At 72.9% G+C, this 22,322-nt stretch carries 26 protein-coding genes; 15 read left to right on the top strand and 11 right to left on the bottom strand.

Features of this window, described 5'->3' with window-relative positions:
- The first annotated feature begins 815 nt into the window (after positions 1-815).
- The 4 genes from AC07EG_RS07915 to AC07EG_RS07900 all read left to right on the top strand — a co-directional run bounded on the left by AC07EG_RS07915 (position 816) and on the right by AC07EG_RS07900 (position 4,643).
- Entirely contained in the window at positions 816-3,581 is a 2,766-nt protein-coding gene (locus tag AC07EG_RS07915) for a BTAD domain-containing putative transcriptional regulator (RefSeq protein ID WP_478252272.1), read from the top strand.
- A 12-nt stretch (positions 3,582-3,593) separates the two neighbouring features.
- Positions 3,594-3,800, top strand: coding sequence for an MbtH family NRPS accessory protein (locus tag AC07EG_RS07910; RefSeq protein ID WP_478252271.1), 207 nt, complete (start codon positions 3,594-3,596; stop codon positions 3,798-3,800).
- A gap of 157 nt (positions 3,801-3,957) precedes the next feature.
- Positions 3,958-4,158, top strand: a complete 201-nt coding sequence (locus AC07EG_RS07905; RefSeq protein WP_478252270.1) for an MbtH family protein — start codon at positions 3,958-3,960, stop codon at positions 4,156-4,158.
- 23 nt (positions 4,159-4,181) lie between these two features.
- The gene (locus tag AC07EG_RS07900) at positions 4,182-4,643 is read left to right on the top strand and encodes an SRPBCC family protein (protein ID WP_478252269.1); all 462 of its coding nucleotides are present in this window, start codon (positions 4,182-4,184) and stop codon (positions 4,641-4,643) included.
- 59 nt (positions 4,644-4,702) lie between these two features.
- Here the strand turns inward: AC07EG_RS07900 and AC07EG_RS07895 are convergent, their stop codons facing one another.
- Complete coding sequence (locus AC07EG_RS07895; protein WP_478252268.1) at positions 4,703-5,035, bottom strand: plasmid stabilization protein; 333 nt, start codon at positions 5,033-5,035, stop codon at positions 4,703-4,705.
- A gap of 124 nt (positions 5,036-5,159) precedes the next feature.
- Between AC07EG_RS07895 and AC07EG_RS07890 the strand changes: the two genes are divergently transcribed.
- From AC07EG_RS07890 to AC07EG_RS07880, 3 genes are read left to right on the top strand one after another with little or no spacing between them, the layout of a single operon-like run.
- Positions 5,160-5,552 carry a phage holin family protein gene (locus AC07EG_RS07890; protein ID WP_478252267.1) on the top strand — a complete coding sequence of 131 codons (393 nt, stop codon included), beginning with the start codon at positions 5,160-5,162 and terminating at the stop codon, positions 5,550-5,552.
- Positions 5,549-5,824, top strand: coding sequence for a DUF3618 domain-containing protein (locus AC07EG_RS07885; RefSeq protein WP_478252266.1), 276 nt, complete (start codon positions 5,549-5,551; stop codon positions 5,822-5,824). Before AC07EG_RS07890 ends, AC07EG_RS07885 begins: the two co-directional genes overlap by 4 nt.
- Positions 5,821-6,087, top strand: a complete 267-nt coding sequence (locus AC07EG_RS07880; protein WP_478252265.1) for a DUF4235 domain-containing protein — start codon at positions 5,821-5,823, stop codon at positions 6,085-6,087. Before AC07EG_RS07885 ends, AC07EG_RS07880 begins: the two co-directional genes overlap by 4 nt.
- Before the next feature lie 4 nt (positions 6,088-6,091).
- Here the strand turns inward: AC07EG_RS07880 and AC07EG_RS07875 are convergent, their stop codons facing one another.
- On the bottom strand, positions 6,092-6,589 hold the full coding sequence (locus tag AC07EG_RS07875) for a DUF6328 family protein (protein ID WP_478252264.1): 498 nt from the start codon (positions 6,587-6,589) through the stop codon (positions 6,092-6,094).
- 49 nt (positions 6,590-6,638) lie between these two features.
- The gene (locus tag AC07EG_RS07870; protein WP_478252263.1) at positions 6,639-7,610 is read right to left on the bottom strand and encodes an ATP dependent DNA ligase; all 972 of its coding nucleotides are present in this window, start codon (positions 7,608-7,610) and stop codon (positions 6,639-6,641) included.
- 113 nt (positions 7,611-7,723) lie between these two features.
- Between AC07EG_RS07870 and AC07EG_RS07865 the strand changes: the two genes are divergently transcribed.
- The 6 genes from AC07EG_RS07865 to AC07EG_RS07840 all read left to right on the top strand — a co-directional run bounded on the left by AC07EG_RS07865 (position 7,724) and on the right by AC07EG_RS07840 (position 12,672).
- Positions 7,724-8,368, top strand: coding sequence for a phosphate signaling complex PhoU family protein (locus tag AC07EG_RS07865; protein WP_478252262.1), 645 nt, complete (start codon positions 7,724-7,726; stop codon positions 8,366-8,368).
- A 25-nt stretch (positions 8,369-8,393) separates the two neighbouring features.
- Positions 8,394-9,914: a CYTH and CHAD domain-containing protein gene (locus AC07EG_RS07860; protein WP_478252607.1), complete on the top strand. Its 1,521-nt coding sequence runs from the start codon at positions 8,394-8,396 to the stop codon at positions 9,912-9,914.
- A gap of 117 nt (positions 9,915-10,031) precedes the next feature.
- Complete coding sequence (locus tag AC07EG_RS07855; RefSeq protein WP_478252261.1) at positions 10,032-10,661, top strand: response regulator transcription factor; 630 nt, start codon at positions 10,032-10,034, stop codon at positions 10,659-10,661.
- A gap of 82 nt (positions 10,662-10,743) precedes the next feature.
- Positions 10,744-11,139 (top strand): ATP-binding protein, encoded by a 396-nt coding sequence (locus AC07EG_RS07850; protein ID WP_478252260.1) that lies wholly within the window; start codon positions 10,744-10,746, stop codon positions 11,137-11,139.
- Between the two features lie 31 nt (positions 11,140-11,170).
- Positions 11,171-12,277: a PAS domain-containing sensor histidine kinase gene (locus AC07EG_RS07845; RefSeq protein ID WP_478252259.1), complete on the top strand. Its 1,107-nt coding sequence runs from the start codon at positions 11,171-11,173 to the stop codon at positions 12,275-12,277.
- Positions 12,274-12,672, top strand: a complete 399-nt coding sequence (locus AC07EG_RS07840; protein WP_478252258.1) for a response regulator — start codon at positions 12,274-12,276, stop codon at positions 12,670-12,672. Before AC07EG_RS07845 ends, AC07EG_RS07840 begins: the two co-directional genes overlap by 4 nt.
- Here the strand turns inward: AC07EG_RS07840 and AC07EG_RS07835 are convergent.
- Complete coding sequence (locus tag AC07EG_RS07835) at positions 12,665-13,039, bottom strand: STAS domain-containing protein (protein ID WP_478252257.1); 375 nt, start codon at positions 13,037-13,039, stop codon at positions 12,665-12,667. The genes AC07EG_RS07840 and AC07EG_RS07835 overlap by 8 nt on opposite strands.
- A 349-nt stretch (positions 13,040-13,388) precedes the next feature.
- On the opposite strand from AC07EG_RS07835, the gene AC07EG_RS07830 reads away from it, so the two are divergent.
- Positions 13,389-13,769 carry an STAS domain-containing protein gene (locus tag AC07EG_RS07830; protein WP_478252256.1) on the top strand — a complete coding sequence of 127 codons (381 nt, stop codon included), beginning with the start codon at positions 13,389-13,391 and terminating at the stop codon, positions 13,767-13,769.
- A gap of 72 nt (positions 13,770-13,841) precedes the next feature.
- Here AC07EG_RS07830 and surE read toward each other — a convergent pair whose 3' ends face one another.
- From surE to AC07EG_RS07800, 6 genes are read right to left on the bottom strand one after another with little or no spacing between them, the layout of a single operon-like run.
- Positions 13,842-14,591 carry a 5'/3'-nucleotidase SurE gene (gene surE / locus AC07EG_RS07825; protein ID WP_478252255.1) on the bottom strand — a complete coding sequence of 250 codons (750 nt, stop codon included), beginning with the start codon at positions 14,589-14,591 and terminating at the stop codon, positions 13,842-13,844.
- Entirely contained in the window at positions 14,588-15,535 is a 948-nt protein-coding gene (locus AC07EG_RS07820) for a 1-phosphofructokinase family hexose kinase (RefSeq protein ID WP_478252254.1), read from the bottom strand. Before AC07EG_RS07820 ends, surE begins: the two co-directional genes overlap by 4 nt.
- Positions 15,532-18,048: an ATP-dependent Clp protease ATP-binding subunit gene (locus AC07EG_RS07815; RefSeq protein ID WP_478252253.1), complete on the bottom strand. Its 2,517-nt coding sequence runs from the start codon at positions 18,046-18,048 to the stop codon at positions 15,532-15,534. The genes AC07EG_RS07820 and AC07EG_RS07815 overlap by 4 nt, the downstream gene beginning before the upstream one ends.
- A 44-nt stretch (positions 18,049-18,092) precedes the next feature.
- Positions 18,093-18,842: an ATP-binding protein gene (locus tag AC07EG_RS07810; RefSeq protein WP_478252252.1), complete on the bottom strand. Its 750-nt coding sequence runs from the start codon at positions 18,840-18,842 to the stop codon at positions 18,093-18,095.
- A 9-nt stretch (positions 18,843-18,851) separates the two neighbouring features.
- Positions 18,852-19,025, bottom strand: coding sequence for a hypothetical protein (locus AC07EG_RS07805; RefSeq protein ID WP_478252251.1), 174 nt, complete (start codon positions 19,023-19,025; stop codon positions 18,852-18,854).
- 15 nt (positions 19,026-19,040) lie between these two features.
- The gene (locus tag AC07EG_RS07800) at positions 19,041-20,135 is read right to left on the bottom strand and encodes an Rv2629 family ribosome hibernation factor (RefSeq protein WP_478252250.1); all 1,095 of its coding nucleotides are present in this window, start codon (positions 20,133-20,135) and stop codon (positions 19,041-19,043) included.
- Between the two features lie 183 nt (positions 20,136-20,318).
- Between AC07EG_RS07800 and AC07EG_RS07795 the strand changes: the two genes are divergently transcribed.
- Positions 20,319-21,371, top strand: a complete 1,053-nt coding sequence (locus AC07EG_RS07795) for a cobalamin-independent methionine synthase II family protein (protein WP_478252249.1) — start codon at positions 20,319-20,321, stop codon at positions 21,369-21,371.
- A 9-nt stretch (positions 21,372-21,380) separates the two neighbouring features.
- On the opposite strand, the gene AC07EG_RS07790 is transcribed toward AC07EG_RS07795, so the two are convergent.
- The gene (locus tag AC07EG_RS07790; protein ID WP_478252248.1) at positions 21,381-22,310 is read right to left on the bottom strand and encodes an RluA family pseudouridine synthase; all 930 of its coding nucleotides are present in this window, start codon (positions 22,308-22,310) and stop codon (positions 21,381-21,383) included.
- Positions 22,311-22,322 lie beyond the last annotated feature (12 nt).

Genomic DNA, 22,322 nt, shown 5'->3' with positions numbered 1-22,322 from the left:
GCGGCGGGCACCGGCTCAGCCCCCGGGTTCCCGGCGGGTACCGCCGGCCGGGCGAAGACGCGGCCGGACGGGTGACGGGGCGGAACGGGCGAACGCGGCGGAAAGTGTGATTCTCGCCGTGGGGGCTGCGAGATCGGATGCGACGGTGTTCACTGTGTTGCGTGCGTGTTTCTCGTTAGAGCGCATTAATGGACACCTCCCGCTGACGGGCCGAACTGCGCGACCGGACCGGTTCAGGCAATCCATATCCTAGGCGAGCCCGCCCGGCCGTGTGGTGAATTAACATGCACTTAAGGTTGCGCCGCCCCGGGCACCGGGTGGGGCGCCCCGGGTGGTCCGCGGCTCCGCAGGGTGGTCACGGCCAGTGTCCGGGAACTACCGTTCGTGATCATCCACTGTGGTGCCCCCAGCCCACGGCGCCGCCCGGCCGGTCCCCCGCCCGTTCCGGGCCGAACCTGCGCTTTCCTTGCCGGCCAAGGTTTTCCGCGTGGTTCTGTGACGCTGTTACGCGGCTCGGGCGGATAGTTCCCAACATCTCTGTGGATCGACCTGTGGAGTTCCGCAGTACCTGTGGAGTGACTCATGTGTGACGATAGGTGCACTCGAGCAGTTACATGAGTCGAGGGACCGGGGCCCGCTCGGTGGGCGCGGGGAACGCCGCGGCGACTCCGCCGCCGGGCTGCCGGGCAATTGCCACAAGCGATTGACCGGTGACCCGGCGACCGCCCGGGAAGCGGATTTCGGTCCGGAATGCCGGAACTCGCTCGATGTGAAAGTTTTTCGAGTTCGACCGGCAAGAGTCGGGGTGAAAGTTCGTGAGGTTCTGCGTTCTCGGTTCTCTGGAGATGGTCGACGACGGTCCGCCGGTCGAACTGAGCGGCGTGAAGCAGCGGGCCGTGCTGGGCTACCTGCTGCTGCACGCGAACAACGTGGTGCCGACCAGCCACGTGGTCAAGGCGCTGTGGGCCGACGGCGTGCCCTCGACCGGCCGCAAGATGGTGCAGAACGCCGTCTCCGCCATCCGCCGCACGCTGGCCTCCCGCCCGCACGCCCCCGGCCGCACCCCGATGCTGCTCACCCACGCCCCCGGTTACCTCCTGCGCGTGGACCCCGAGTCGGTCGACCTGCACCACTTCCAGTCACTCGCCGAGCGCGGCCGCGCGGAACTGGCCGAGGGCCTGGCCGAGCCCGCCGCCCGCACGCTGCGCGAGGCGCTCGGCCTCTGGCGCGGTCCCGCGCTGGCCGACCTGGTCGAGACCGGGATCGCCTGGCCCGAACTGGCCGCGCTGGAAAAGCTCAAGCTGGTCGCGCTGGAGGACCGGTTCGAGGCGGAGCTGAGCTGCGGGCGCCACCACGAGGTGATCGCCGAACTCGAAGAGGTGGTCGCCGCCGAACCGCTGCGGGAACGGCTGTGCGGGCAGCTGATGCTCGCGCTCTACCGGTCCGGCAGGCAGGCCGACGCGCTGGACGCCTACCGCCGCACCTACGCGCTGCTCGTCGACGGCCTCGGCATCGAACCCGGCCGCGAACTGCGTGAACTGCAGCGGATGATCCTCAACCAGGACGCCGAACTGACCGTGCCGGGCCTGCCCGCCGGGCAGATCCGGGTGGCCGTCACCAGCACCCCGCGGGCGATCCCGGGCCAGCGCCGCCCGCTCCCGGAACCGGCGGAACCGCCCGTGCACCAGGAGGCGCCGGCCACCACCGCCGAGCCCGCGCCGGTGGCCACCGTGCGGCTGCCGCCGTCCGCGCCCGCCGACGCCAGGGCCGAGCGCAAGAACGTCAGCGCGCTGCTGGTCTCCGCGCAGCTCGGGCCGGGCATGGCCGAGGCCGATCCCGAGGACGTCGACGAGGCGATGCGCGGGGTCGGCGCGATCATCGGCGGCGAGGTCCGCCGGTTCGACGGGGTGGCAGGCGGCTCGATCGGCTCGATGTACCTGGTGCTGTTCGGGGTGCCCCGCAACCACGAGGACGACGCCGAACGCGCGGTGCGGGCCGCGCTCGCCATCCGCGACCGGTTCCTCGCCGACGAGATCCCCGGGCTGAGCCGCCGGGCGGCCACCGGCATCAGCGTCGGGGTCGCGGTGGCCACCGGCCCCGCGCTGGTCCGCTACGGCGCCGCTGGCTGCGACGGGCCGCCGATGGTCACCGGTTCGGTGATGGACGGCTGCGCGCGGCTGCTGGCCGCGGTGCCCGACGGCGACATCCTCGTCTGCGACACCACCCGGTACGCCACCGAGGAGGCCATCACCTACGCACCGGTGCCCGGCGGCGGGCGCGGGGCGCTGGCCGTGGCACCCGCGCCGCGGACGATCGGCGTGCCGGAGACCGGGCCGGGCCTGGTCGGCCGGGACCACGAACTGCAGGTGCTGCGCAGCCTGCTCGGCCAGGTGCGCGGCTGGCGGCGGCCGCACCTGGTGACCGTGCTGGGCGAGCCGGGCATCGGCAAGTCCCGGCTGCTCGCCGAATTCGGCAGGCAGGCCGCCGAACGCGGGGAGATCGCCGCCGCGCTGACCGGCGACACGCAGCCGTTCGCCGCCGAAGCGCCGTACGCCGCGCTGACCGGGGTGCTGCGCGAGCACTGCGGGTTCGCCGCCGCCGACCCGGCCGGGGTGGTGCGCGAGAAGATCGCCACCGCGATCGACCGGCTCGCGGTGCCCGCCGAGGCGGCCGCCTGGATGCGGGAGAACCTGTGCCGGCTGGCCGGGCTGGGGGAGCGGCCCGCCGACCCGGGGCAGATGCTGGCCGCGTGGTGCCGCTTCCTCGAAGCCATCGCCGTGGCCGGTCCGGTGGTGGTGGTGCTGGAGGACCTGCACTGGGCCACCGACGAACTGCTGGACTTCGTCGACGAGCTGTCCGACCACGCCGCGCCGGTGCCGTTGTTCGTGGTGGCCACCGCGCGTCCCGAACTGCTGCAGCGCCGCCCCGGCTGGGGCGGGGGACGGCGCCACGCCACCACCACCACGATGGACCCGCTCTCGGACGAGGCGATCACCGGCATCCTGCAAGACCTGGTCGCCGGGGACGGGGCCGAGCCCGCCGAGGAGCAGGACCCGATCGTGGCCGACTCGCTGACCGAGTTCTGCCGGGTGCTGGCCGTGCGGGTCGGCGGCAACCCGCTGTTCGCCGTGGAGTACGCCAGGGTGCTGGCCGACCGGCTGCGCAGCGGCGACTGGCCCGATTCCGAACGCGACCAGCTGCCGCTGCCGCAGGCGGTGCGGAGCGTGATCGCCGCCAGGCTGGACACCCTGCCCGCGGTGGACAAGGCGGTGCTGCTCGACGCGTCCGTGGTCGGCGAGCCGGTGACCCCGGCGGCGGTGGCCGCGGTGGGCGGCCGGGAACCGGCCGAGGTGGCGCGGGCGCTGGGCAACCTGGAGCGGCTGGAGTTCCTGCGGCGGGCCCGCCCGGCGGGCGCGGGCGGCGAGGCGGCGTACGCGTTCGGCCACTCGCTGGTCCGCGACGTGGCTTACGCGCAGTTGCCGAGAGCCGAGCGGGCGGACAAGCAGCGGCGGGCGCGGGAGTGGGGCGAGGCCGCCGGCTGGGCGCCGCCCGCGCTGGCCGAGGAGAAGTGCGCTTCTTGACCGGGAGGGCCCGTGGACCCGTTCCTCGACGACCCCGGTGCGCGTTACCTGGTGCTGGAGAACGGAACCGGGGAGCACTCGCTGTGGCCGTCCTACGTGGACGTGCCGCGGGGCTGGCGGGTGGCCCTGCCCGCCACCTGGCGCGCCGAGGCCATCGCGTACATCACCGCGAAGCAGACCGAACTGCTCTTCGCCGATGATGCACCCGCGGTGGTCTGACCTGCGTGGCCACCGGCGAGTTACTCGCCGGTGGCCATCGGGTGGACAGCGAAACCCGCCGAAACCTTTGCCCCGGCGCCGCCGCCTGCCTACCTTGGAGTAGGAGGGGCGGCCGGGAACGCCGGCCGGGTGAGCGGGGCAAGGAAGGTCGGCGGTGATGAGCAATCCGTTCGCGGATCCCCGGGGCCGGTTCGTGGTGCTGCTGAACGAGAGCGGGCGGTACTCGCTGTGGCCCTCGTTCGTGGAGGTCCCCGCGGGGTGGACCACGGTGCTGGGCGAGTCCCCGCGGCAGGACGCACTGGACTACATCCACGGCACACGTGTGACCGGGCGGAGTTCGGGTACCCGGATCGCGTAAGCAACCGCGATCGAGGAGAACCCGTGGGCACGATCACCGAGACCGTCGAAGTCGGCGTACCGGTTTCCACCGCGTACAACCAGTGGACCCAGTTCGAGTCCTTCCCGGAGTTCATGGAAGGCGTGGAGGAGGTCCGCCAGCTGGACGACACGCACACCCACTGGCGGGTGAAGATCGGTGGCGCGGAAAGGGAATTCGACGCCACGATCACCGAACAGCACCCGGACGAGCGCGTGGCCTGGCGGTCGGACGACGGGCCGCGGCACGCGGGCGTCATCACCTTCCACCGGATCGACGACAACCGCACCCGGGTGACCGCGCAGATGGACATCGATCCGGAGGGCTTCGTCGAGCAGGTGGCTGACAAGCTCGGTGTGCTCGACCGCCGGATCAAGGGTGACATGAAGCGGTTCGAGGAGTTCATCGAGAAGCGCGGCCGGGAAACCGGTGCCTGGCGCGGTGACGTCCAGCGTCCCGGCAACTGACGGGGAACGCGAAAAAGGGGGCTTCCGGAAATCCGGAAGCCCCCTTTTCGGTCGATCCGTCAGCGGCCCAGCGCCTGCTGCAGTTCCTTCTTGGTCATCGTGGACCGGCCCTTGATGCCGCGCTTCTTCGCGTCGTTGTAGAGCTGGTCCTTGGTCGGCCCGCCGGGACCCCTCCGGTTGCCCGACCGCTTGCCGCCGCGGTGCTGCGGCGAGACGTCGCGCACGGAGGATTTGCTGGCCTGCTTGGCTTCCCCGGCCTGCGCGCGGTTCTTGTTGACCGTGCGCGCGGCGATCTCCTCGGCCCGGCCCTCGCTCGCGCCGCGGTCCTGCTGGCTCGACTTGATGTGCTCGTACTGCCGTTCCCGCTTGTTGCTCCAAGCCTGCTGCGGCATTTCCCGCCTCCTTCCGGAGAGTTTCCTGCGCCCGGCGGGTACCCGGGCACCGGTGGCGCAAACGGCCCGGTTGAGCCTCCGGCGATCGGGGTAGCCGGGCGGTAACAGCGCACGGGAGGTAACGATGACTCAGGACGACCGTTCGGTCTCCCAGTTGGTGGGGGACGCGTCCGAGCAGTTGAGCAGACTGGTCCGCGACGAGATGCGGCTGGCGACGGCGGAGCTGCAGCAGAAGGGCAAGCGCCTCGGCGCGGGCGCCGGCCTGGCCGGGGCGGCCGGGTTCGTCGCGCTGCTGGCGGTGCTCACCCTGGTCGCGGCCGCGGTGCTCGGGCTGGCCGTGGTGCTGCCGGGCTGGGCCGCCGCGCTGATCGTGGCCGGTGTCCTGCTGGTGCTCGCCGGGATCGCGGGCCTGCTCGGCAAGGCGCAGCTCAAGCGCGCCACCCCGCCGGTGCCCGAGGAGGCGGTGGCCAGCGTGCAGACCGACGTCAAGGTGCTGAAGGAGAGTGTGCGCTCATGAGCGGCGGCGAGTCCGGTGCCGGGTCGCAGCAGGGTAAAACCGCCTTCCCGCGCAACGCCGAGCAGGCGCGGGTGGACATCGAACTGACCAGGCAGGAACTCGGCGAGACGATGGAAGCCTTGGCGCACAAGGTGAACGTGCCCGCCCGCGCCAAGGAGCAGGCCCACCGGGCAGCGGATTCGGTGCACCGCAACCCGTGGCCGGTCGCCGGTGGCGGCGCCGCGTTGCTGGCCCTGATCGTGCTGCTGATCATCCGCAGGAGCCGCAAATGAACAAGGTGCTGTACAAGCCGCTCGGCCTGGTGGTCAGTTCACTCGGCGGGATCGCCGCCAGCGCGCTGTTCAAGCAGATCTGGAAGCGGGTGCGCGGGCAGGACGACGCCCCCGACGCCACCGACGCGAAGTACGGCTGGGCCGAGGTGGTCATCGCCGCGGCCGTGCAGGGCGCCATCTTCGGCGCGGTGAAGGCGGCGGTGGACCGGGCCGGGGCCGAGGGCTACCGCAAGGCCACCGGCGACTGGCCCGGCGACGAGTAACCGCTCACTCCCCGTCCGCCGTCGGCTCCGCCGCCCCGGGGGGCCGCCGGCGGATGTGGTGGGGCACCACGAACCACAGCACGCCGAAGAGCACGCCGATGGCGGGGCCGATCAGGGCCATCGACAGCGAGCCGAAGATGACCTTGGCGATCAGCGCCACCGTGGTGGTCACCGCGAGCGCCAGGCAGACCAGCCCGGCCAGCACCGATTTGTTGCCCAGCTGCAGGATCTCCTCGCGGCGGCCCTGCCGGAACAGCATGCGGTGCCAGACCGGGGGAGCGGCCAGCAGTGCCGTCGAGGTGGCGGCCAGCAGCACCGCGGTCAGGTGGATGCCCTTCTCGAACCCGCTCGCCTCGCGGAAGTGGTCGGTGAAGGTGATCGTCAGCAGGAAGCCGAAGAGGAACTGCACGGCTGCCTGGGCCACGCGCAGTTCCCCGAGCAACTCGCTGACGTTGCGCGCGAGCTGCTCGTCGCGGGATTCAGCGGTGGGCTGGCTACTCATCCATTCGTGGTACCCCGTGCGGTCGTTTTCCATTCCGTTCGCTTCGCGTTCACTCACCGAACCGGACGCCACCGGGATCCCGGCCCGGCAGCAGGCCGCGCCAGCGCGGGGTGCGCAGGCACGCCGCGTCGGTCCAGCCGCGGAAGACCACCTCGCCGACCAGGCACGGGCGCACCCAGTGCGCCCCGCGGGCCTGCGGGTCCGGCACGGAGTGGAACGGGGCGGTCTTGCGCTCCAGCCGCCGCAGCCGCCCGGCGAGCACCCCGAGCGCGTCGTGGGTGAACCCGGTGCCGACGTTGCCCACGTAACGCAGCCCGCTGCCGTGCGGAATGCCGAGCAGCAGCGAACCGAAGGTGCCCGCCCGCGAGCCGCCACCCGGCCGCCAGCCGCCGATCACCACCTCCTGGACCCCGGTGCCGGTCACCGCCAGCCAGTGGGCACTGCGCTTGCCCGGCTGGTACGGGCTCTTCAGCCGTTTCGCCAGCACCCCCGGCAGGCCGCGCGCGAGCGCCGAGCGCAGGGCCGCGCCCCCGCCGCCGAGCTGGTGCCCCGGGGTCTGCCAGGCGGGCCCGTGCAGGTCGAGGTCGGCCAGCAGCTCGCGGCGCTGCAGGTACGGCAGGTCCAGGCACGGGGTGCCGTCGAGGTGCAGCACGTCCGAGAGCAGGTACCAGGCCTTGGCGCGCCGCTTCCCGCGCCGCCGCAGCGCCGCCGGGCTGGGCAGGCCGCCGTCGAAGGCCATCAGCTGGCCGTCCAGCAGCACCTCGGTGCCGCCCAGCGCCGCGCCGATCCCGGCCAGTTCGGGGAACTCGTCGGTGATCACCCGGCCCGAGCGCTCACGGACCGACGTCCGGCCGTCCTGCACGCGGACCAGGGCCCGCGGACCGCCCCAGTCGAATTCGTAGGCCCATTCCTCGTCTTCGGCGACCGGCGGCAGGGAGCCCGGTTTCGCCTGCATCGGCGGGAGGAAGACGGGGAGCGGCTGGCGCCCGTCGTGCTCCGGCCCGAAATCCCGGGTGTGCACGGGGCGGGGATAACCACCGCGGGCCGGAACCAAACCCGCCGCGGGTTTGCCGGGGTACCTGATCGGGTAGTCCACCCGGAGGTGAGGCAGCGCGGCCGGGTGAGGTGAGGCGGGTGCGGGAACGGTTCCACGGCCAGCTCACGGACCTGGGCGAGCAGCTGATGGGGTTGTCCACCACGGCCGCCACCGAACTGCGGCTGGCCAGCCGGGCGTTGTTCGACGCCGAACCGGCGGTGGCGGCCGAGGTGGTGGCCAGCGACCGGCGGCTGGACCGGGCCAGGGACGAGTGCGAGCGGGCCGCGCACCGGCTGCTGGCGCTGCAGGCGCCGGTGGCCGGTGACCTGCGGCTGGTGCTCGCCGCGGTGTACTGCGCCGATCGGCTGGAGCGCATGGGAGATCTGGCCAGGCACATCGCCGAGACCGCCGCGCGCGCCCATCCGGCGCGGGCGGTGCCCGAAGAGCTCCTGCCCGCGTTCGAGCAGCTCGCCGCGTGCACCACGAGCATGGCCGAGGACCTGTGCGAATTCCTGCACGGCGCCGCCGAGACCGCGGTCGGGCGGCTGAGCGCGGCCGAGGCCGAAGTGGACGCGCTGCACCGGCACCTGCTCACCGAGGTCACCGATCCGGGCTGGCCCCACGGGGTACCCGCCGCGGTGAACGTGACCCTGCTGGCCCGGTTCTACGGCCGCTTCGCCGACCAGGTGGTTTCGGTGGCCCGCCGGGCGGATTTCGCGACGACGGGCGCACTGCCCGGCTGAACCAGGAGGCCGTGAGTTGACCGGAGTGAGCACCCCCGCCGAACCGCGGACCGCGGTGGAGCGCGAACGCAAGTTCGACTTCCCGCTGGACCGCCCGATCCCGGACCTGCGGGCCCGCGGGCCGGTCGCCGGTCAGTCCGAACCCCGCGAGCTGCGGCTCGACGCGACCTACTACGACACCCCGCGTTACGACCTGGCCCGCGCCGGGGTGACGCTGCGCCGCCGCACCGGTGGCGGGGACGAGGGCTGGCACCTGAAGCTGCCCGTCGGCGAGGACGCGCGCGAAGAGATCACGCTGCCACTGGGCGAATCCACCGAGGTACCGGCCGAACTGGCGGAACTGGTGCGCGGGCACAGCCGCGGTGCGGAGCTCATCGGCGTGGCCGGGCTGCGCACCGTGCGGTACGAGGTGGAACTGGCCGACGCCGACGGCCGCGTGCTGGCGACGCTGACCGACGACCACGTGACCGGGGAAGCGGCCGGTGCGGTGGCGCGCCTGGACCAGTGGCGGGAACTGGAGGTCGAACTGGCTCCCGAGACCGGCGACGGGACCCTGGCCACACTGGCGGACCTGGTCGTCGACGCCGGGGCGGTGCCGTCGGCGTGGCCGTCGAAGCTGCGGCGGCTGATCGGCGACCTGCTGCCCGCCGAATCCGGTGCGCCGCCGCGCAAGAAGGCGACCGCGGGCGAGGTGGTGCTGCACTACCTGCGCACGCAGGTGGAGGCGATGCGCCGCCACGACGCCGGGGTGCGCCGCGACGCCGGCGACGCGGTCCACCAGATGCGCGTGGCGATGCGGCGGCTGCGCAGCGCCCTCGGCTCCTTCCGCCGCGTGCTCGACCGCGACGCCGTGGCACACCTGCGTGAGGAGCTGAAGTGGCTCGGCGGTGAGCTGGGCCCGGTGCGGGACAACGAGGTGCTGCACGCCGGGCTGGCCGGGCAGGTGACCGGGCTGCCCCGGCGGCTGACCATCGGCCCGGTGGCGGTCTTCCTCGGCACCTACTTCGAACAGCGGGCCGCACGGGCCAGGACCGGCGCGCTCACCGCGTTGAACAGCACGCGGTACCTCGAACTGCTGCGGGCACTGGACGCGCTGCTCGACGACCCGCCGCTGACCAAGAAGGCGAAGCGCCCCGCCCGCACCGAACTCCGCCACGCCGTGCGCCGTGCCGCACGGCGGCTGGAGAAGGCGGTGGCCGCGCTGGACACCGCGAAGGACCGCGACGCCGCCCTGCACGAGGTGCGCAAGAAGGCCAAGCAGGCCCGGTACACCGCCGACGCGGTGCGGCCGGTGATGGGGAAGCGGCTCGACGCGTGGCGCAAGCGCGTCAAGGCGGTGCAGTCGGTGCTCGGCGACCACCACGACGGTGTGGTCGCCCGCGAGGAACTGGTGCCGCTGGCGGTGGCCGCCGATCGCGAAGGGCACAGCTCGTTCTCCTTCGGCGTGCTGCACGGCCTCAACGCCACCGAGGGCGCCGCGCTGGAGGCGGAGTTCCGGCGGAAGTGGGCTCGCGTCCGCGGCGACCGGCCCGGCTGGCTGGGGTGAACCCGGTTCGCCCGCCACGGCCGCGGGTCGTCCGGCGGCGGGCGATCCCGCGCGTGCCGCCCCCGGACGGCGGCGTCCGCGCTGCTCCGCACCGAACCGGCTGGTAGCGTGCCCGCGATGCCTGCGATCCGTGTCGTCCTCGTCGAAGACCACGACATGGTGGCGGAGGCGATGGAACTCGTGTTCGCCGGTATCGGCGACATCGACCTCGCGGCGCGGGCCGGTTCGCTGGCCGACGCGGTGCGCGAGGTGGAACTGACCAACCCGGACCTGGTGCTGCTGGACCGCAGGCTGCCCGACGGCGACGGCCTCGAACTGATCGCCCGGCTGCGCGCGCTCGCCGCCGCGCCCAAGGTCCTGCTGCTCACCGCCGAGGTCAGCGCCGGGGTGGCCACCCGCGTGGTCGAGGCGGGCGGTGCCGGCGTGGTGTCCAAGGCGGCCGGGCTGCACCACCTCGCCGACGCCATCCGCCGGGCGGCGGCGGGGGAGATGGTGTTCGACGCCGGCCTGCTCGGCGAGGTGATCGGCAGGCTCTCGGGCCGCGGCGCACCCGCCGAGCTGACCGCCCGCGAACGCGAGATCCTGCGGTTGTTCGCCGACGGCGCGACCGTCGAGGACATCACGCGGCGGTTGCACCTGGCCCGCAACACCGTGCGGAACCACGCCCAGCGCGCACTGGCCAAACTGGGTGCGCACTCCCGGCTGGAGGCGGTGGCGATCGCCCGCCGCCGCGGGCTGCTCGACTGATGCAGGTGCATCAGTGGATCGGACACCGCTGCGTCTAGCCGGACTGCGCCGGACGGGTGGACGATGGGAGATGATGGACAGCATGCTGAGTGCGGACGACCCGGTCACCGCGGTGCTGCCTGCCGACCTCACCGCCGAGGGCGAGGCCAGGCGGTTCGTCGCCCGCGTGCTGGCGCCGTGGCAGGGCACGCTGCCCTTCGAGGACGCCACGCTGATCGCCTCCGAGCTGGTGGCCAACGTGGTCCGGCACGCCGGCGGCAAGCCGACGCTGAGCATCACCTGCACCCGCGGCCTGATCCGGATCGAGTGCGAGGACGGCAACCCGGCCAGGCCGCGGCCCAAGCTCGGCGGGCCGGAGGGCGGCTGGGGGCTGGCGCTGGTGGAGCGGCTGTCCCAGAACTGGGGCGTGCAGGCCAGGGGTGGCGGCAAGGTGGTCTGGTGCGAGTTGCGGCTGCCATCGCCGAGCGGAAATGGCTGAGTCGTGGTCCCCGGCTGGTGAGCTTCCCGGAGTGAGCGGGCCGGAACCCGATGGTGTGGACGAGGCCGACCCGCTCGACGATCCCTATTCCGGTGATTCCTTCCGCCTGTTCGTGCAGAGCGTCCAGGACTACGCGATCTTCATGCTCGACCCCCGCGGTTACGTGGCGACCTGGAACACCGGCGCCGCCCGGATCAAGGGCTACGCCGCCGACGAGATCATCGGCAAGCACTTCTCGGTGTTCTACCCGCCCGACGACCTGCGGGCCGGCAAACCGGCCCACGAGCTGGAGGTGGCCACCGCCGAGGGCCGGTTCGAGGACGAGGGCTGGCGGGTCCGCCAGGACGGCAGCCGGTTCTGGGCGGTGGTGGTGATCACCGCCTTGTTCGACGGCCACGGCAGGCTTCGCGGGTTCGGCAAGGTCACCAGGGACGTCAGCGAGCGCGTGCGCGCGGAGAGCGAGCTGGTCGAGCGCAGGCGGCTGTTCTTCCACCTGGTCGAGGCGCAGGAGGCCGAGCGGCGCCGGATCGCCTGGGACGTGCACGACGACTCCATCCAGGCGATGGTGGCGGTGTCGATGCGGATGCAGCTGCTGAGCAGGCAGGTGCCCGAGGAGTTCCTGCCCGCGGTCCGCGCGCTGGACACCGCGGTGGCCGAGACCATCGACCGGCTGCGCGACCTGGTCCGCCGGCTCCGCCCGCCCACCCTGGACGAACAGGACCTGGCCGAGGCGATCGGCGCGCACCTGCAGCAACTGGCGGCCCACGGTATCGCCACCGAACTCGTCTTGGCCGAGCTGACCGGGGAGCCGCCGCCGGAGGCGTCGCTGACGGTCTTCCGCATCGTCGGCGAAGCGCTGACCAACGTGCACAAGCACGCGCGCGCGAGCCGGGTGCGGGTGCGGCTCCGCTCGATCGACAGCGGCACGCTCGCCGAGGTCAGGGACGACGGCATCGGCACCGACGTGGTGGCGGGCGGGCTCGGCGACGGCGGCACCCAGTTCGGCCTGCGGGCCATGCGGGAACGCGCCGAAGCGGTCGGCGGCTGGTGGGAGCTGATCAGCGAGCCCGGCGAGGGCACGCTGGTGCGGTTCTGGGTCCCGGACGGGCCGGGCGCGCGTGCGGAGGTGGACGGGTGAGCACCGAACCGGTTCGAGCGGACGTCCGCGTGGTCATCGCCGACGACGAGCTGCTCATCCGTGAAGCGCTGCGGGCGGTGCTGGAGGCCGAGGGCGATCTCACCGTGGTGGGGGACGCGGAGACGGTGGACCAGGCGGTGGCGCTGATCGAGCGGCACCGCCCCGACGTCGCCGTGGTCGACGTGCGGATGCCCACCGGCGGGGGCGCGGAAGTGGCCCGCCGCCTGGCCGGGCTCGGCATCGGCACGCCCCTGGTCGCGTTCTCCGCCTACGACGACGCCGGCAACCGGAAGCTGATGCGGGACGCCGGGGTGGGCGAATACGTGATCAAGGGCATGCCGAACGCCGAGATCGTCTCGGCCGTGCGGCGGGCGGTGAACGCGGGGGTCAGCTGACCGCGACGGCGCCGAGCGCGGCTTCGCGGCTGGTGTAGAGGCGCAGGCGGCGGTCGAGGCCGACGATCTCCACCGGACGGCGGACCGGCCGCCCGGCGCAGACCACCCGGACCTGCCTGCCGGTGGCGTCGGCCAGGTCCTGGAACTCGGTCAGCACCTGCAGCCCGGAGCTGGACAGGAAGCTCACGCCGCTGAGGTCGAGCACGACCACGGCGGGGTCGGCGGTGGTGACGGCGCTGGTCAGCGCGGTGTCGAACTGCCGCTTGGTGGCCAGGTCCACTTCGCCGGAGACCTGGATGACGGTGTGACCGGGAAGGCTGTGATCGGTGGCGATGTTCAGCTGATCCCGCATGAACGGAAACGTCATGGCGGACGCTCCTTCCGGCTCCGGAAACTCCCGGAGATCGGCGGAGACACGCTTGGAGCGGTACGTGCCCAGTGCATTCGGCTGCTGGTTTCAACCGCTGATCTCGACCGTACGCGCACCTTCACCGGTACTCAATGCCCACCCCCGGACCGGGTTTCCCGCCGACGTGATCATAATTACTCCGTTCGGGCGAACTTTCCGCATCCGGTACCGGATGGCAGTGCTCCGGAGCGGTCGCTACGATCTGTGCATCCGGTTGAGCAGCCAGCCGGGGATTCCGATCGCGCTCGGTCACGACCAACCGAGACCGGCGGAGAAACTTTCCGTTCGTCCGACCCCGGGAGGTCCCGTGCCATTGCCCAGCGAGCTGCTGGAGCTGGAACACCGTGCCGAGGAAGCAGCGGTGATCGTGGTCGCGTCCGGTGACGTCGACATGCTGACCGTGCCCGCGCTGGTCACCGAGTTCGACACCGCCCGTGCGCTGGCCAAGCCACCCCAGCTGGTGGTCGCCGACTTCACCAAGGTGAACTTCCTCGGTTCCTCGGGACTGGCCGCACTGGTGGAGATCCAGCAGAAGTGCACCGACGCGGGCACCCCGCTGCGGCTGGTCGCCACCGGCCGCGTGGTGCCGAGGGCCATCGAGGCCGCCGGCCTCCAGCCCGTGCTGCCCATCGACGAAACCGTCGAAGCCGCGCTGAGCCACCACGCCGAGGCAGCCGACGGCCGCTGAGGTCGTCCGGTCCCAGGACGAGGAGTGGGGCACCCGGAGCCTTCCGGGTGCCCCACTCCTCGTTTTCGGTGTTCAGAGCCCCGGTGGCCAGTCGAAGTCCGGGTCCTCGGTGACCGAGCGGAGCGCGGTGATCGTCGGGGTGCCCTGCTGCAGCAGGTGGGCGTCCGTGCCGGGTTCGGCGTTGCCGTCCACCACGGTGGTCACCACCTCGTCGGCGGAATCACCGGAGCGCTCCAGCCGGGTCTGCACGACACCGGCCGAGGACAACCCGGCCCGGGTGAGCTTCCCCAGTTCCGCCCGCGGCCGCGCGGGCACGTTCAGGTTGAGCACGGTGCCCGGGGCCGCGTCGAGCAGCATCGGGACCACCTCCGCGGCCAGCTCCTCCGCGCTGTCCCAGTGCAGCAGCCCGGAATCCGGGTGTTCCAGTGACACCGCCAGCGCCCGCAGGTCGTTCATGCCCGCGGTCAGCGCCGCGCCCACGGTGCCCGAGTGCAGCACCGCCCGGCCGATGTTGATGCCCCGGTTCACCCCGGAGAGCACCAGGTCGGGTGGCTCGCCGAAACTGCCCTCGCGGGCGGCCAGCACGATGTAGGCCGGTCGCGCGGTCACCGCGTGGCAGGGCACCCCGGGCAGTTCGGCCAGTTCGACCGGTTTGGCCGCCGGCCCGGTGCCCACCACGGTCAGCCCGGCGCTGGTGCCGCTGGACTCCTCGTGCGGGGCGGCGACCACCACGTCGAGCTGGTGCCGCAGCGCCGCCCTGGCCAGGGTGACCAGCCCGGGGGAGTCGATGCCGTCGTCGTTGGTGATCAGCACGCGGGTCATGCCGCTTCCCCGCTCTCGTTGATCCGCCGCAGTTCGACCCGTTCGGACACCGCGCGCACGCTTTCGCCGCTGCCGGTGGCCAGCCCGCGCCGGGTCACGTTCAGCGCCCCGGCCGCGGCGCCGAGCCGGACCGCGTCCAGCAGCGAAGCGCCTTCGGTGAGCGCGGCGGCCACCGCGGCGGTCATCGAATCGCCCGCGCCGCGGGAGTCCATCGGGTGCAAGGGCGGTGCCTCGATCTCGAACAGCTCCCCTTCGAGCAGGGCCAGCGCCGGGTCCGCGGCCCGCGAGACGACCACGGAGGCGTCCCCGGCCTGCTTGCTCAGTTCCCGCATCGCCGAGATCAGCTCGGCGGGTTCCTCGCTGTCCGCCCGCCCGTCGCCGAGCAGCTCCTCGTGGCTGACCTTGATGAACTGCGGTTTGCCCTCGACGGTCGCCTCCAGCAGTTCCCCGGACAGGTCGACCACCAGCAGGCAGCCGTTGGCCCGCAGATCGGCGGCCAGCCTGCGGTACATGTCGGCGGGCACCGGCTGCCCGGTGGACGGCCCGCTGAGCGTGACCGTCTTCGACCGCAACCCCTCCACCAGCGTCTTCTCGTACAACCCGTCCAGTTCGTGCCGGGACAGCGGTTCCCCCGGCGCCTCGACCACCGGCTCGCGCTCGTCGTTGCGCCGGTCGTGCACGTAGCCGCCGTTGCGCGAGTGGGCGTCCTGGGCGACCAGCTCGATGCCCTCCCCGGGGATCAGGTGCTTGAGCAGGTCGCCGGTCTCCCCGCCGAGCGCCGCGCAGAGCACCGCCGGCACGCCGAGCGAGACGATCATGCGGGCCTGCCAGACCCCCTGCCCGCCGGCGTGCAGGTGCATCTCGGGGATGCCGTCCAGTTCCTCGATGGTCACCGTCAACTGCGGTGACGGGGCGAACACCGTGACGCGTCGCTGTGGTCTCACGCTGGTCGTCCTCCTGTTCCGGCTGCCACGTCGAAGGACAGCTCGTTGTCGCGTTCGGACACGCGGACCCGGGCACCGGCGGGCAGTTCGCCCTTCAGCACCAGATCCGCCAAGGGGTTGTCCACCGCCCGCTGGATGGCGCGGCGCATCGGCCGGGCCCCGTACTCGGGCTGGAAACCGGCGCGGCTGAGCCAGCGCACGGCCTCCGGGGTGAAGTCCAGTTCGAGGCCCTGCGCCCGCGCGCGCTGCCGGGTGCGGGCCAGCATCAGCTCGGCGATCTGCTCGAGCTGCTCCTGCTCGAGCCTGCGGAAGACGATGATCTCGTCGACCCGGTTGAGGAACTCCGGCCGGAACGACTCGCGCAACCGGCGCATCAGCCGTTCCCGCAACGACTTCTCGTCTGCGTCCGCCGACGCCGGGGTGAACCCGAGCGCGCCCTGGGTGCCGCTGGTGATCAGCTCCGAGCCGAGGTTGCTGGTCATGATCAGCACGGTGTTGGTGAAGTCCACGGTGCGGCCGCGGGTGTCGGTGAGCCTGCCGTCGTCGAGCACCTGCAGCAGCACGTTGAAGATCTCCGGGTGCGCCTTTTCCACCTCGTCCAGCAGCACCACCGAATACGGCCGCCGCCGCACGGCTTCGGTCAGCTGCCCGGCGTCCTCGTGGCCGACGTACCCCGGTGGCGCGCCGAGCAGCCTGCTCACCGTGTGCTGCTCGCCGTACTCGCTCATGTCGATGCGCACCATGTGCTCGGCGTCGCCGAAGAGCGCTTCGGCCAGCGCCCGCGCCAGTTCGGTCTTGCCGACGCCGGTCGGGCCGAGGAACAGGAAGCTGCCGAACGGGCGGCCCGGTTCGGCGAACCCGGCCCGCGAGCGGCGGACCGCCTCGGCCACCGCGGTCACCGCCTCGTCCTGGCCGACCACCTTCTGGTGCAGGTGCTCCTCCAGGCGCAGCAGCCGGTCCCGCTCGTGTTCGGTCAGCCGGCTCACCGGGACCCCGGTGAGCCGGGCGACCACTTCGGCGATGTCCTCTTCGGTGACCTCCCGGACGCCGTCCGCGCCGCCGCCGCGCACCCCGGTCAGCTGCTCGCGGATCCCGCGGATCTCGTCGCGCAGGGTGGACGCGCGTTCGAAGTCCTCCTCCGCGACGGCTTGGTCCTTCTCGCGGTTCAGCTGGTCGAGCCGGGACTGGAGTTCGCGCACCTCGTCGGCGCGGCTGCCGCTGCGCAGGCGCACGCGGGCCCCGGCCTGGTCGATCAGGTCGATCGCCTTGTCCGGCAGGAACCGTTCGGTGAGGTAGCGGTCGGCCAGGTCCACCGCGGCCACCAGCGCCGCCTCGGCGTACCGGATGCCGTGGTGGGCCTCGTACCGGTCGCGGAGGCCGTGCAGGATCTCCAGGGCGTCCGAAACGGAGGGTTCGGGCACCAGGATGGGCTGGAACCGCCGCTCCAGCGCGGGATCGCCTTCGATGCCGGACCGGTATTCGTCCAGGGTGGTCGCCCCGACCACGTGCAGTTCGCCGCGGGCCAGCGCGGGCTTGAGCATGTTGCCCGCGCCGGGGGAGCCCTCCGAGGACCCGGCGCCCGCGACGGTGTGCAGTTCGTCGATGAACACCACCAGCTGGTCGCGGTGCTCGCGGATCTCCGCCAGCAGCGCGGTCATCCGCTCCTCGAAGTCACCGCGGTAGCGCGTGCCCGCCACCATCGCGGTCAGGTCCAGCTGGACCAGCTTGCGCCCGGCCAGCACGTCGGGCACGTCGCCGTCGGCGATGCGCTGGGCCAGCCCCTCCACGATGGCCGTCTTGCCCACCCCGGCTTCCCCGATCAGCACCGGGTTGTTCTTGGTGCGGCGGGAAAGCACCTCGATGGTCTGCTCGATCTCGTCGTCCCGGCCGACCACCGGGTCGATGTCGCCCTGCCGGGCGGCCTCGGTCAGGTCGCGGCCGAACTTGTCCAGGGTGGGCGTGTTCGTCTCCGGCCGCCGCGGTTCGCGCCGCTGCTCGAGCCCGGCGGTCATCGCGCGGTGCAGCGCCGGTGCGCTGGTGCCCGACGCCTGCACCAGTTCCCCGGCGGTCGACTCGGCGTTGCTCGCCAGTGCCAGCAGGACGTGCTCGGGTCCGATGTAGGAGGCGCCGAGCCCGCGGGCCAGCCGGTGCGCCTCGATCAGCGCGCGCTTGACCCCGGGCGCCAGCGCCGAGGGCGGCGGCGCCGTGGCTTCGGCGCCGTCCGTGCCGGGTTCCGGCTCGGTCAGCATCCGCAGGTCCGCGCCGGCGCGCTCGAGCAGCTGCCGGGTCGCCGGGGCCGCGGCGGCGGCGAAGAGCAGGTGCTCGGTGTTGACGTGCGGCAGGCCCGCGCGGGCCGCCTTGCGCGCGGCCTCGGCGATCAGCTCCCTGGCCTGCGCCGAGAGCAGCCGGGTCAGGTCCACCGAATGCGGGCGGCGGGCCGGTACGGCACCGCCGAAGAACTGGGCGAGGAACTGGTCCAGCGGACTGCCGCCGGGCGGGAAGAAGTCGGTCATGCTCGGCCAATCCCTGGCATAGGCGTCAGGCGGTCGGCATCCGGCTACCCGCGCCCGGACCGGGTGAAACCGGGCACCGGCCCGGTCAGCACGCTCCAGACCACCTTGCCGCCGGACCGGGTGGGCGTGCAGCCCCAGCGGCTGGCCAGCTGCGCGACCAGTTTCAGGCCGAGGCCGCCCGCCCGGCCGGAGGTGCCTTCACGCAGGCGCGCGAGCACCGGTGACCGGTCGGCCACGGCGATGCTCAGCGTGCCCCCGCGCAGGTCGCAGCGGAGCAGCGCGGGTGAATCGGTGTGCACCAGCACGTTGTCGACGAGTTCGTTGGCCACCATCAGCGCGTCACCGGTGCGGGTGGCGTCCACGGCCCAGGTCGCGCAGAGCGCCCTGGTGAAGTCCCTGGCCCGGCGGGTGCTGGCCGGTTCCGGCGGCAGTTCCACGCTCGCCCGCCGCCGCGGTGCCGCCACGGGGACCCGGGCGAGCGCGTCGGCCACCGACCGGTACACCGGTTCTCCCGCGGGAGAACCGGTGTGCCGGTGGCAAACCAGCAGCAGGGGGATGCCCGGCCACTCGGACACCCGCAGCCGCACCTGGGTGAACACCCGGGAGGCGCGAGCACCCCGCACGGTCAGCTCGCCGAGGTCGACCACCAGCGCCGCCGGCTGGTCCGCGGCGCAGCCGAGCAACGCGTCCCGCAACCGGGGGGCGCTGCCGGCGTCGAGCGCGCCGCCCAGCCGCGCCACCACGGCGTCCCCGTGTTCTTCCAGTCCGATGTGGAGGCTCGAGGTCGCGTCCACACCACGGGGTCAATCGAGTTGCCGGGGATCGGCGGGCTCCCGCTGCTCCGCGGTGTCGGCCGGGTCGGCCTCCAGCGGCAGTCCGGTGTCGGCGAGCCCGCCCGCCCGCTCCGGTTCGGCGGGCCGCCGCTGCTCCAGCGCGTCCTCGACGGGGGTCTCCAGGTCGTGTTCCGGTGTGCTCATGGACTCGCTCCTCGATCAGTGGCGCAGGATGGCGCCGAAGCCCTCGGGCAGGTCGAGCCGTTCGTCGAAGACCACCACGTCCGCGCCGACGGTGACCGCGGCCACCGGCAGCGCCTCGTCGGCGCGGTGCTCGGTGCTGGTGCCGGTGCCGAACGCCGCCAGTTCCGCCCGGTCGACGGCCACCTGCGCGGGTGAGGGGCCCACGGCCACGGTGCGGTCGCCCGGTTCGGTCACCAGCAGCGTCTCCACATTGCCTTCGCGCAGGGCGGTGGTCACCCCCGCCAAGCCGGCGACCGCCAGCCCGGGGGCCCGGCCCAGTTCGGCGCGGAACCGCTCGGCCACCCGGTCGAGCCGGGCCAGCCTGCGCCCGGCGAGCAGTTCGCCGAGCGCGGTGTCGAGCTGGCCGGGGGTGCCGGAATCGGTGCGGGCGCCCGAAGTCACCTCGGTGGCGATGTCCTTGGCCGCCTTGGGCAGCAGCTCACGCAGTTCGCGGCGCGCCTGCACCTCACCGGCCAGCACGATCAGCTCGGCGCCGAGTTCGGTGGCCAGCTTCGCGGTGCGCGCGGCGACCCGGTCCAGGTTGCGGTGCACGTTCTCCTCGACCCGCGCCTGGATGTCGCGGTGGGCTTCCGCGCCACCGCGCACCTTGTGCACGGGGTGGTCGTCACCGTCGATGCGTTCGGCCGCCTGCTGGCGGCCCCTGGCGTCCACCGCGGTGAGATCGGCGCCGGTGCGGTCGGCGGTGACCACCAGGTACGGGGTGCCGATCGCGGAGTGCGCCACCAGCGGGGTGAGGTAGGGCAGTTCGGAGAAGCGGACCTCGGGCGCACCCGGTGGCTCGGCCAGCGGCTCGTCGAGCAGCACCTCCCCGTGCGCGGCCAGCACCGCGCGCCCGCTGCGGCCCACCGGCGGCTGCCCGTCGCGGATGGCCTGGTCGACGGCCTCGATCGTGGTGTCCCCGGCGCCGCGCCCGGTCAGCTGCTCCCGGATGTCCCGGCGTTTGAGCTCCAGTTGCTTCGCCGCGTCTTCGGTGTCGTGCGAATCGTCGAAGTAGACCGAGGCGAACGGGCCTTCGGTCTCGGCCAGCGCACGCAGCGTGGTGGTGTCCAACGGACGCTCCCTTCGCGCTTGCGGTTGATCGGTTGCTCGCGGGGGCGGGTACCCGGGGTGGCCGGTGGCAAACGCCCGGATGGCGCAGGTGGTTCACCCTTCAGGCGGCTGAAATCCATGATCGAACCGGCCAGGGTTTTCCCGTCCGGCAACCGGGCCGGCCGACCGGGAGGGGTTCTCGCCGTGCGCATTCCCACCGAGCCGATCGGCAGTCTGCCGAGGCCGCGGTACCTGATCGAGGCCATGGGCGAGGCCGAGGCCGGCCGGATGGACGCCGCCGCCCTCGCCGCGCACCGGGGCCGGGCGGTCGCCGAGACGATCGAGCGGTTCGCCGCCACCGGCTCGCCGGTGGTGACCGACGGTGAGCAGAGCAAGCCGAGCTTCGCCACCTACCCGCTGGCCGGGCTGTCCTCGCTGGCGCCGGACGGGGTGGTCATCCCGTTCGCCGACGGGCACACCCGGCAGCTGCCCCGGCTCACCGGTGGCCCGTTCCGCTACGCCACCCACACCGACGAATACCTGCGTGAAGCGAAGAAGCACACCGGCTTGCCGGTGAAGCAGGCGGTCATCGCGCCTTCCGCGCTCAGCCTGGTCTACCCGCAGGACGGCATCGACGGTTATCCCCGCGAAGAGTTCCTGGCCGATCTCGTCGACCAGGCGGAGGCCGACATCCGCCGCTGCCTCGACGCCGGGGCGGACAGCGTGCAGCTGGACTTCACCGAGGGCAGGCTCTCGCTCAAACTGGACCCGTCCGGTGGCTTGCTTCAGTCCTTTGTGGACTTGAACAACCGGGTGCTGGCGCGGTTCTCCGCCGGGGAACGGGCCCGCATCGGGGTGCACACCTGCCCCGGCGGCGACCAGGACTCGGTGCACAGCCTCGATGTCGACTACGCCGAGCTGCTCCCGGCGTTGTTCTCGCTCGACGCCGGGCGGTTCTACCTGCAACTGGCCAGTGAAGCCGATCCCCGGCGCGTGCTGGGCGTCGTCCGGGAGCACTCGCGCCCGGGGCAGCGGATCTTCGTCGGGGTGACCGATCCGGTGAACCCCGTGGTGGAAACTCCCGAGCAGGTGCGCGACCGGGTGCGGCTGGCCGCGGAATACCTGCCCCCCGAACGGCTCGGCACCTGCGACGACTGCGGGTTCTCGCCGTTCGCCGACGACACCTCGACTTCGCGGGACATCGCCTTCGCGAAGATCGAGGCGCGGGTGGAAGGAACCCGGCTGGCCGCGGAGTGAGCGGCGGGGTCAGGCGGCCCAGGCGGGGTAGTCGGACCACGCTCCGAGGGTGCGGCGGCTTTCGAAGCGCCGTGGTTCCCCGCTGATCGGGTCGGTGAACTCCAGCACCTTCGCCAGCAGCTGCAGCGGGCGGCGGAAGTCGCCGAGCGCGGTCTCGGTGAGCACGGGGTAGAAGTCGTCCCCGAGGATCGGCACGCCGAGGCCGCTCATGTGCAGCCGCAGCTGGTGGGTGCGCCCGGTGGCGGGCAGCAGGCGGTACCGGCCGAGACCGTCCCGTGCCTCGGCGAGTTCCACGCGGGTTTCCGCGTTCGGCGGGCCGGGCACCTCCTGCGCCGCCAGCACGCCGCGTTCCTTGACGATCCGGCTGCGCACCACCCGCGGCAGCGCCAGCCCGGGGCGCACCGGCGCGATCGCCTCGTACTCCTTGTGCACCAGGCGATCCCGGAACATCGTCTGGTAGGCGCCGCGCAGCCGGGGGCGGATGACGAACAGCAGCAGCCCGGCGGTCACCCGGTCCAGCCGGTGCGCCGGGCTCAGGCTCGGCAGGTCCAGTTCACGCCGGAGCCGGACCAGCGCGGTCTCCAGCACGTGCCTGCCGCGGGGAATCGTGGCCAGGAAGTGCGGTTTGTCGACCACCAGCAGATCCTCGTCGCGGTGCACGACCCCGATCTCGAACGGCACCGGCGCCTCGTCCGGCAGGTCGCGGTGGAACCAGATGAACGAACCGGGCCGGAACGGGGTGTCCGGGCCGAGCGGGCCGTCGAGCCCGACGATCCGCTCTTCGGCCAGCAGTTCGTCGATCCGGGCCGGCGTGACCCGCGGCAGCCGGTCCACCAGGTGGTCGCGCAGGGTCGCCCACGGACCGTCGTCCGGCAGCCGGAGCCGGGCGGGGTCGAGGCCGTGCCGCTGCGGCAGCGGCGAGCGGAGCTTCCTGCGCATGCAGCGACCCTA

The organism is Amycolatopsis sp. NPDC045836 (genome assembly GCF_056431745.1).
This window is presented reverse-complemented; position numbering and strand designations above follow the sequence as displayed.

Coding starts and splice junctions, on each gene's coding strand:
- AC07EG_RS07905 (WP_478252270.1), top strand. CDS start 3,958: ATGAGCAATCCGTTCGCGGATCCCCGGGGCCGGTTCGTGGTGCTGCTG.
- AC07EG_RS07895 (WP_478252268.1), bottom strand. CDS start 5,035: ATGCCGCAGCAGGCTTGGAGCAACAAGCGGGAACGGCAGTACGAGCAC.
- AC07EG_RS07890 (WP_478252267.1), top strand. CDS start 5,160: ATGACTCAGGACGACCGTTCGGTCTCCCAGTTGGTGGGGGACGCGTCC.
- AC07EG_RS07885 (WP_478252266.1), top strand. CDS start 5,549: ATGAGCGGCGGCGAGTCCGGTGCCGGGTCGCAGCAGGGTAAAACCGCC.
- AC07EG_RS07880 (WP_478252265.1), top strand. CDS start 5,821: ATGAACAAGGTGCTGTACAAGCCGCTCGGCCTGGTGGTCAGTTCACTC.
- AC07EG_RS07875 (WP_478252264.1), bottom strand. CDS start 6,589: ATGAGTAGCCAGCCCACCGCTGAATCCCGCGACGAGCAGCTCGCGCGC.
- AC07EG_RS07855 (WP_478252261.1), top strand. CDS start 10,032: ATGCCTGCGATCCGTGTCGTCCTCGTCGAAGACCACGACATGGTGGCG.
- AC07EG_RS07850 (WP_478252260.1), top strand. CDS start 10,744: ATGCTGAGTGCGGACGACCCGGTCACCGCGGTGCTGCCTGCCGACCTC.
- AC07EG_RS07835 (WP_478252257.1), bottom strand. CDS start 13,039: ATGACGTTTCCGTTCATGCGGGATCAGCTGAACATCGCCACCGATCAC.
- surE (WP_478252255.1), bottom strand. CDS start 14,591: ATGACCCGCGTGCTGATCACCAACGACGACGGCATCGACTCCCCCGGG.
- AC07EG_RS07815 (WP_478252253.1), bottom strand. CDS start 18,048: ATGACCGACTTCTTCCCGCCCGGCGGCAGTCCGCTGGACCAGTTCCTC.
- AC07EG_RS07805 (WP_478252251.1), bottom strand. CDS start 19,025: ATGAGCACACCGGAACACGACCTGGAGACCCCCGTCGAGGACGCGCTG.
- AC07EG_RS07790 (WP_478252248.1), bottom strand. CDS start 22,310: ATGCGCAGGAAGCTCCGCTCGCCGCTGCCGCAGCGGCACGGCCTCGAC.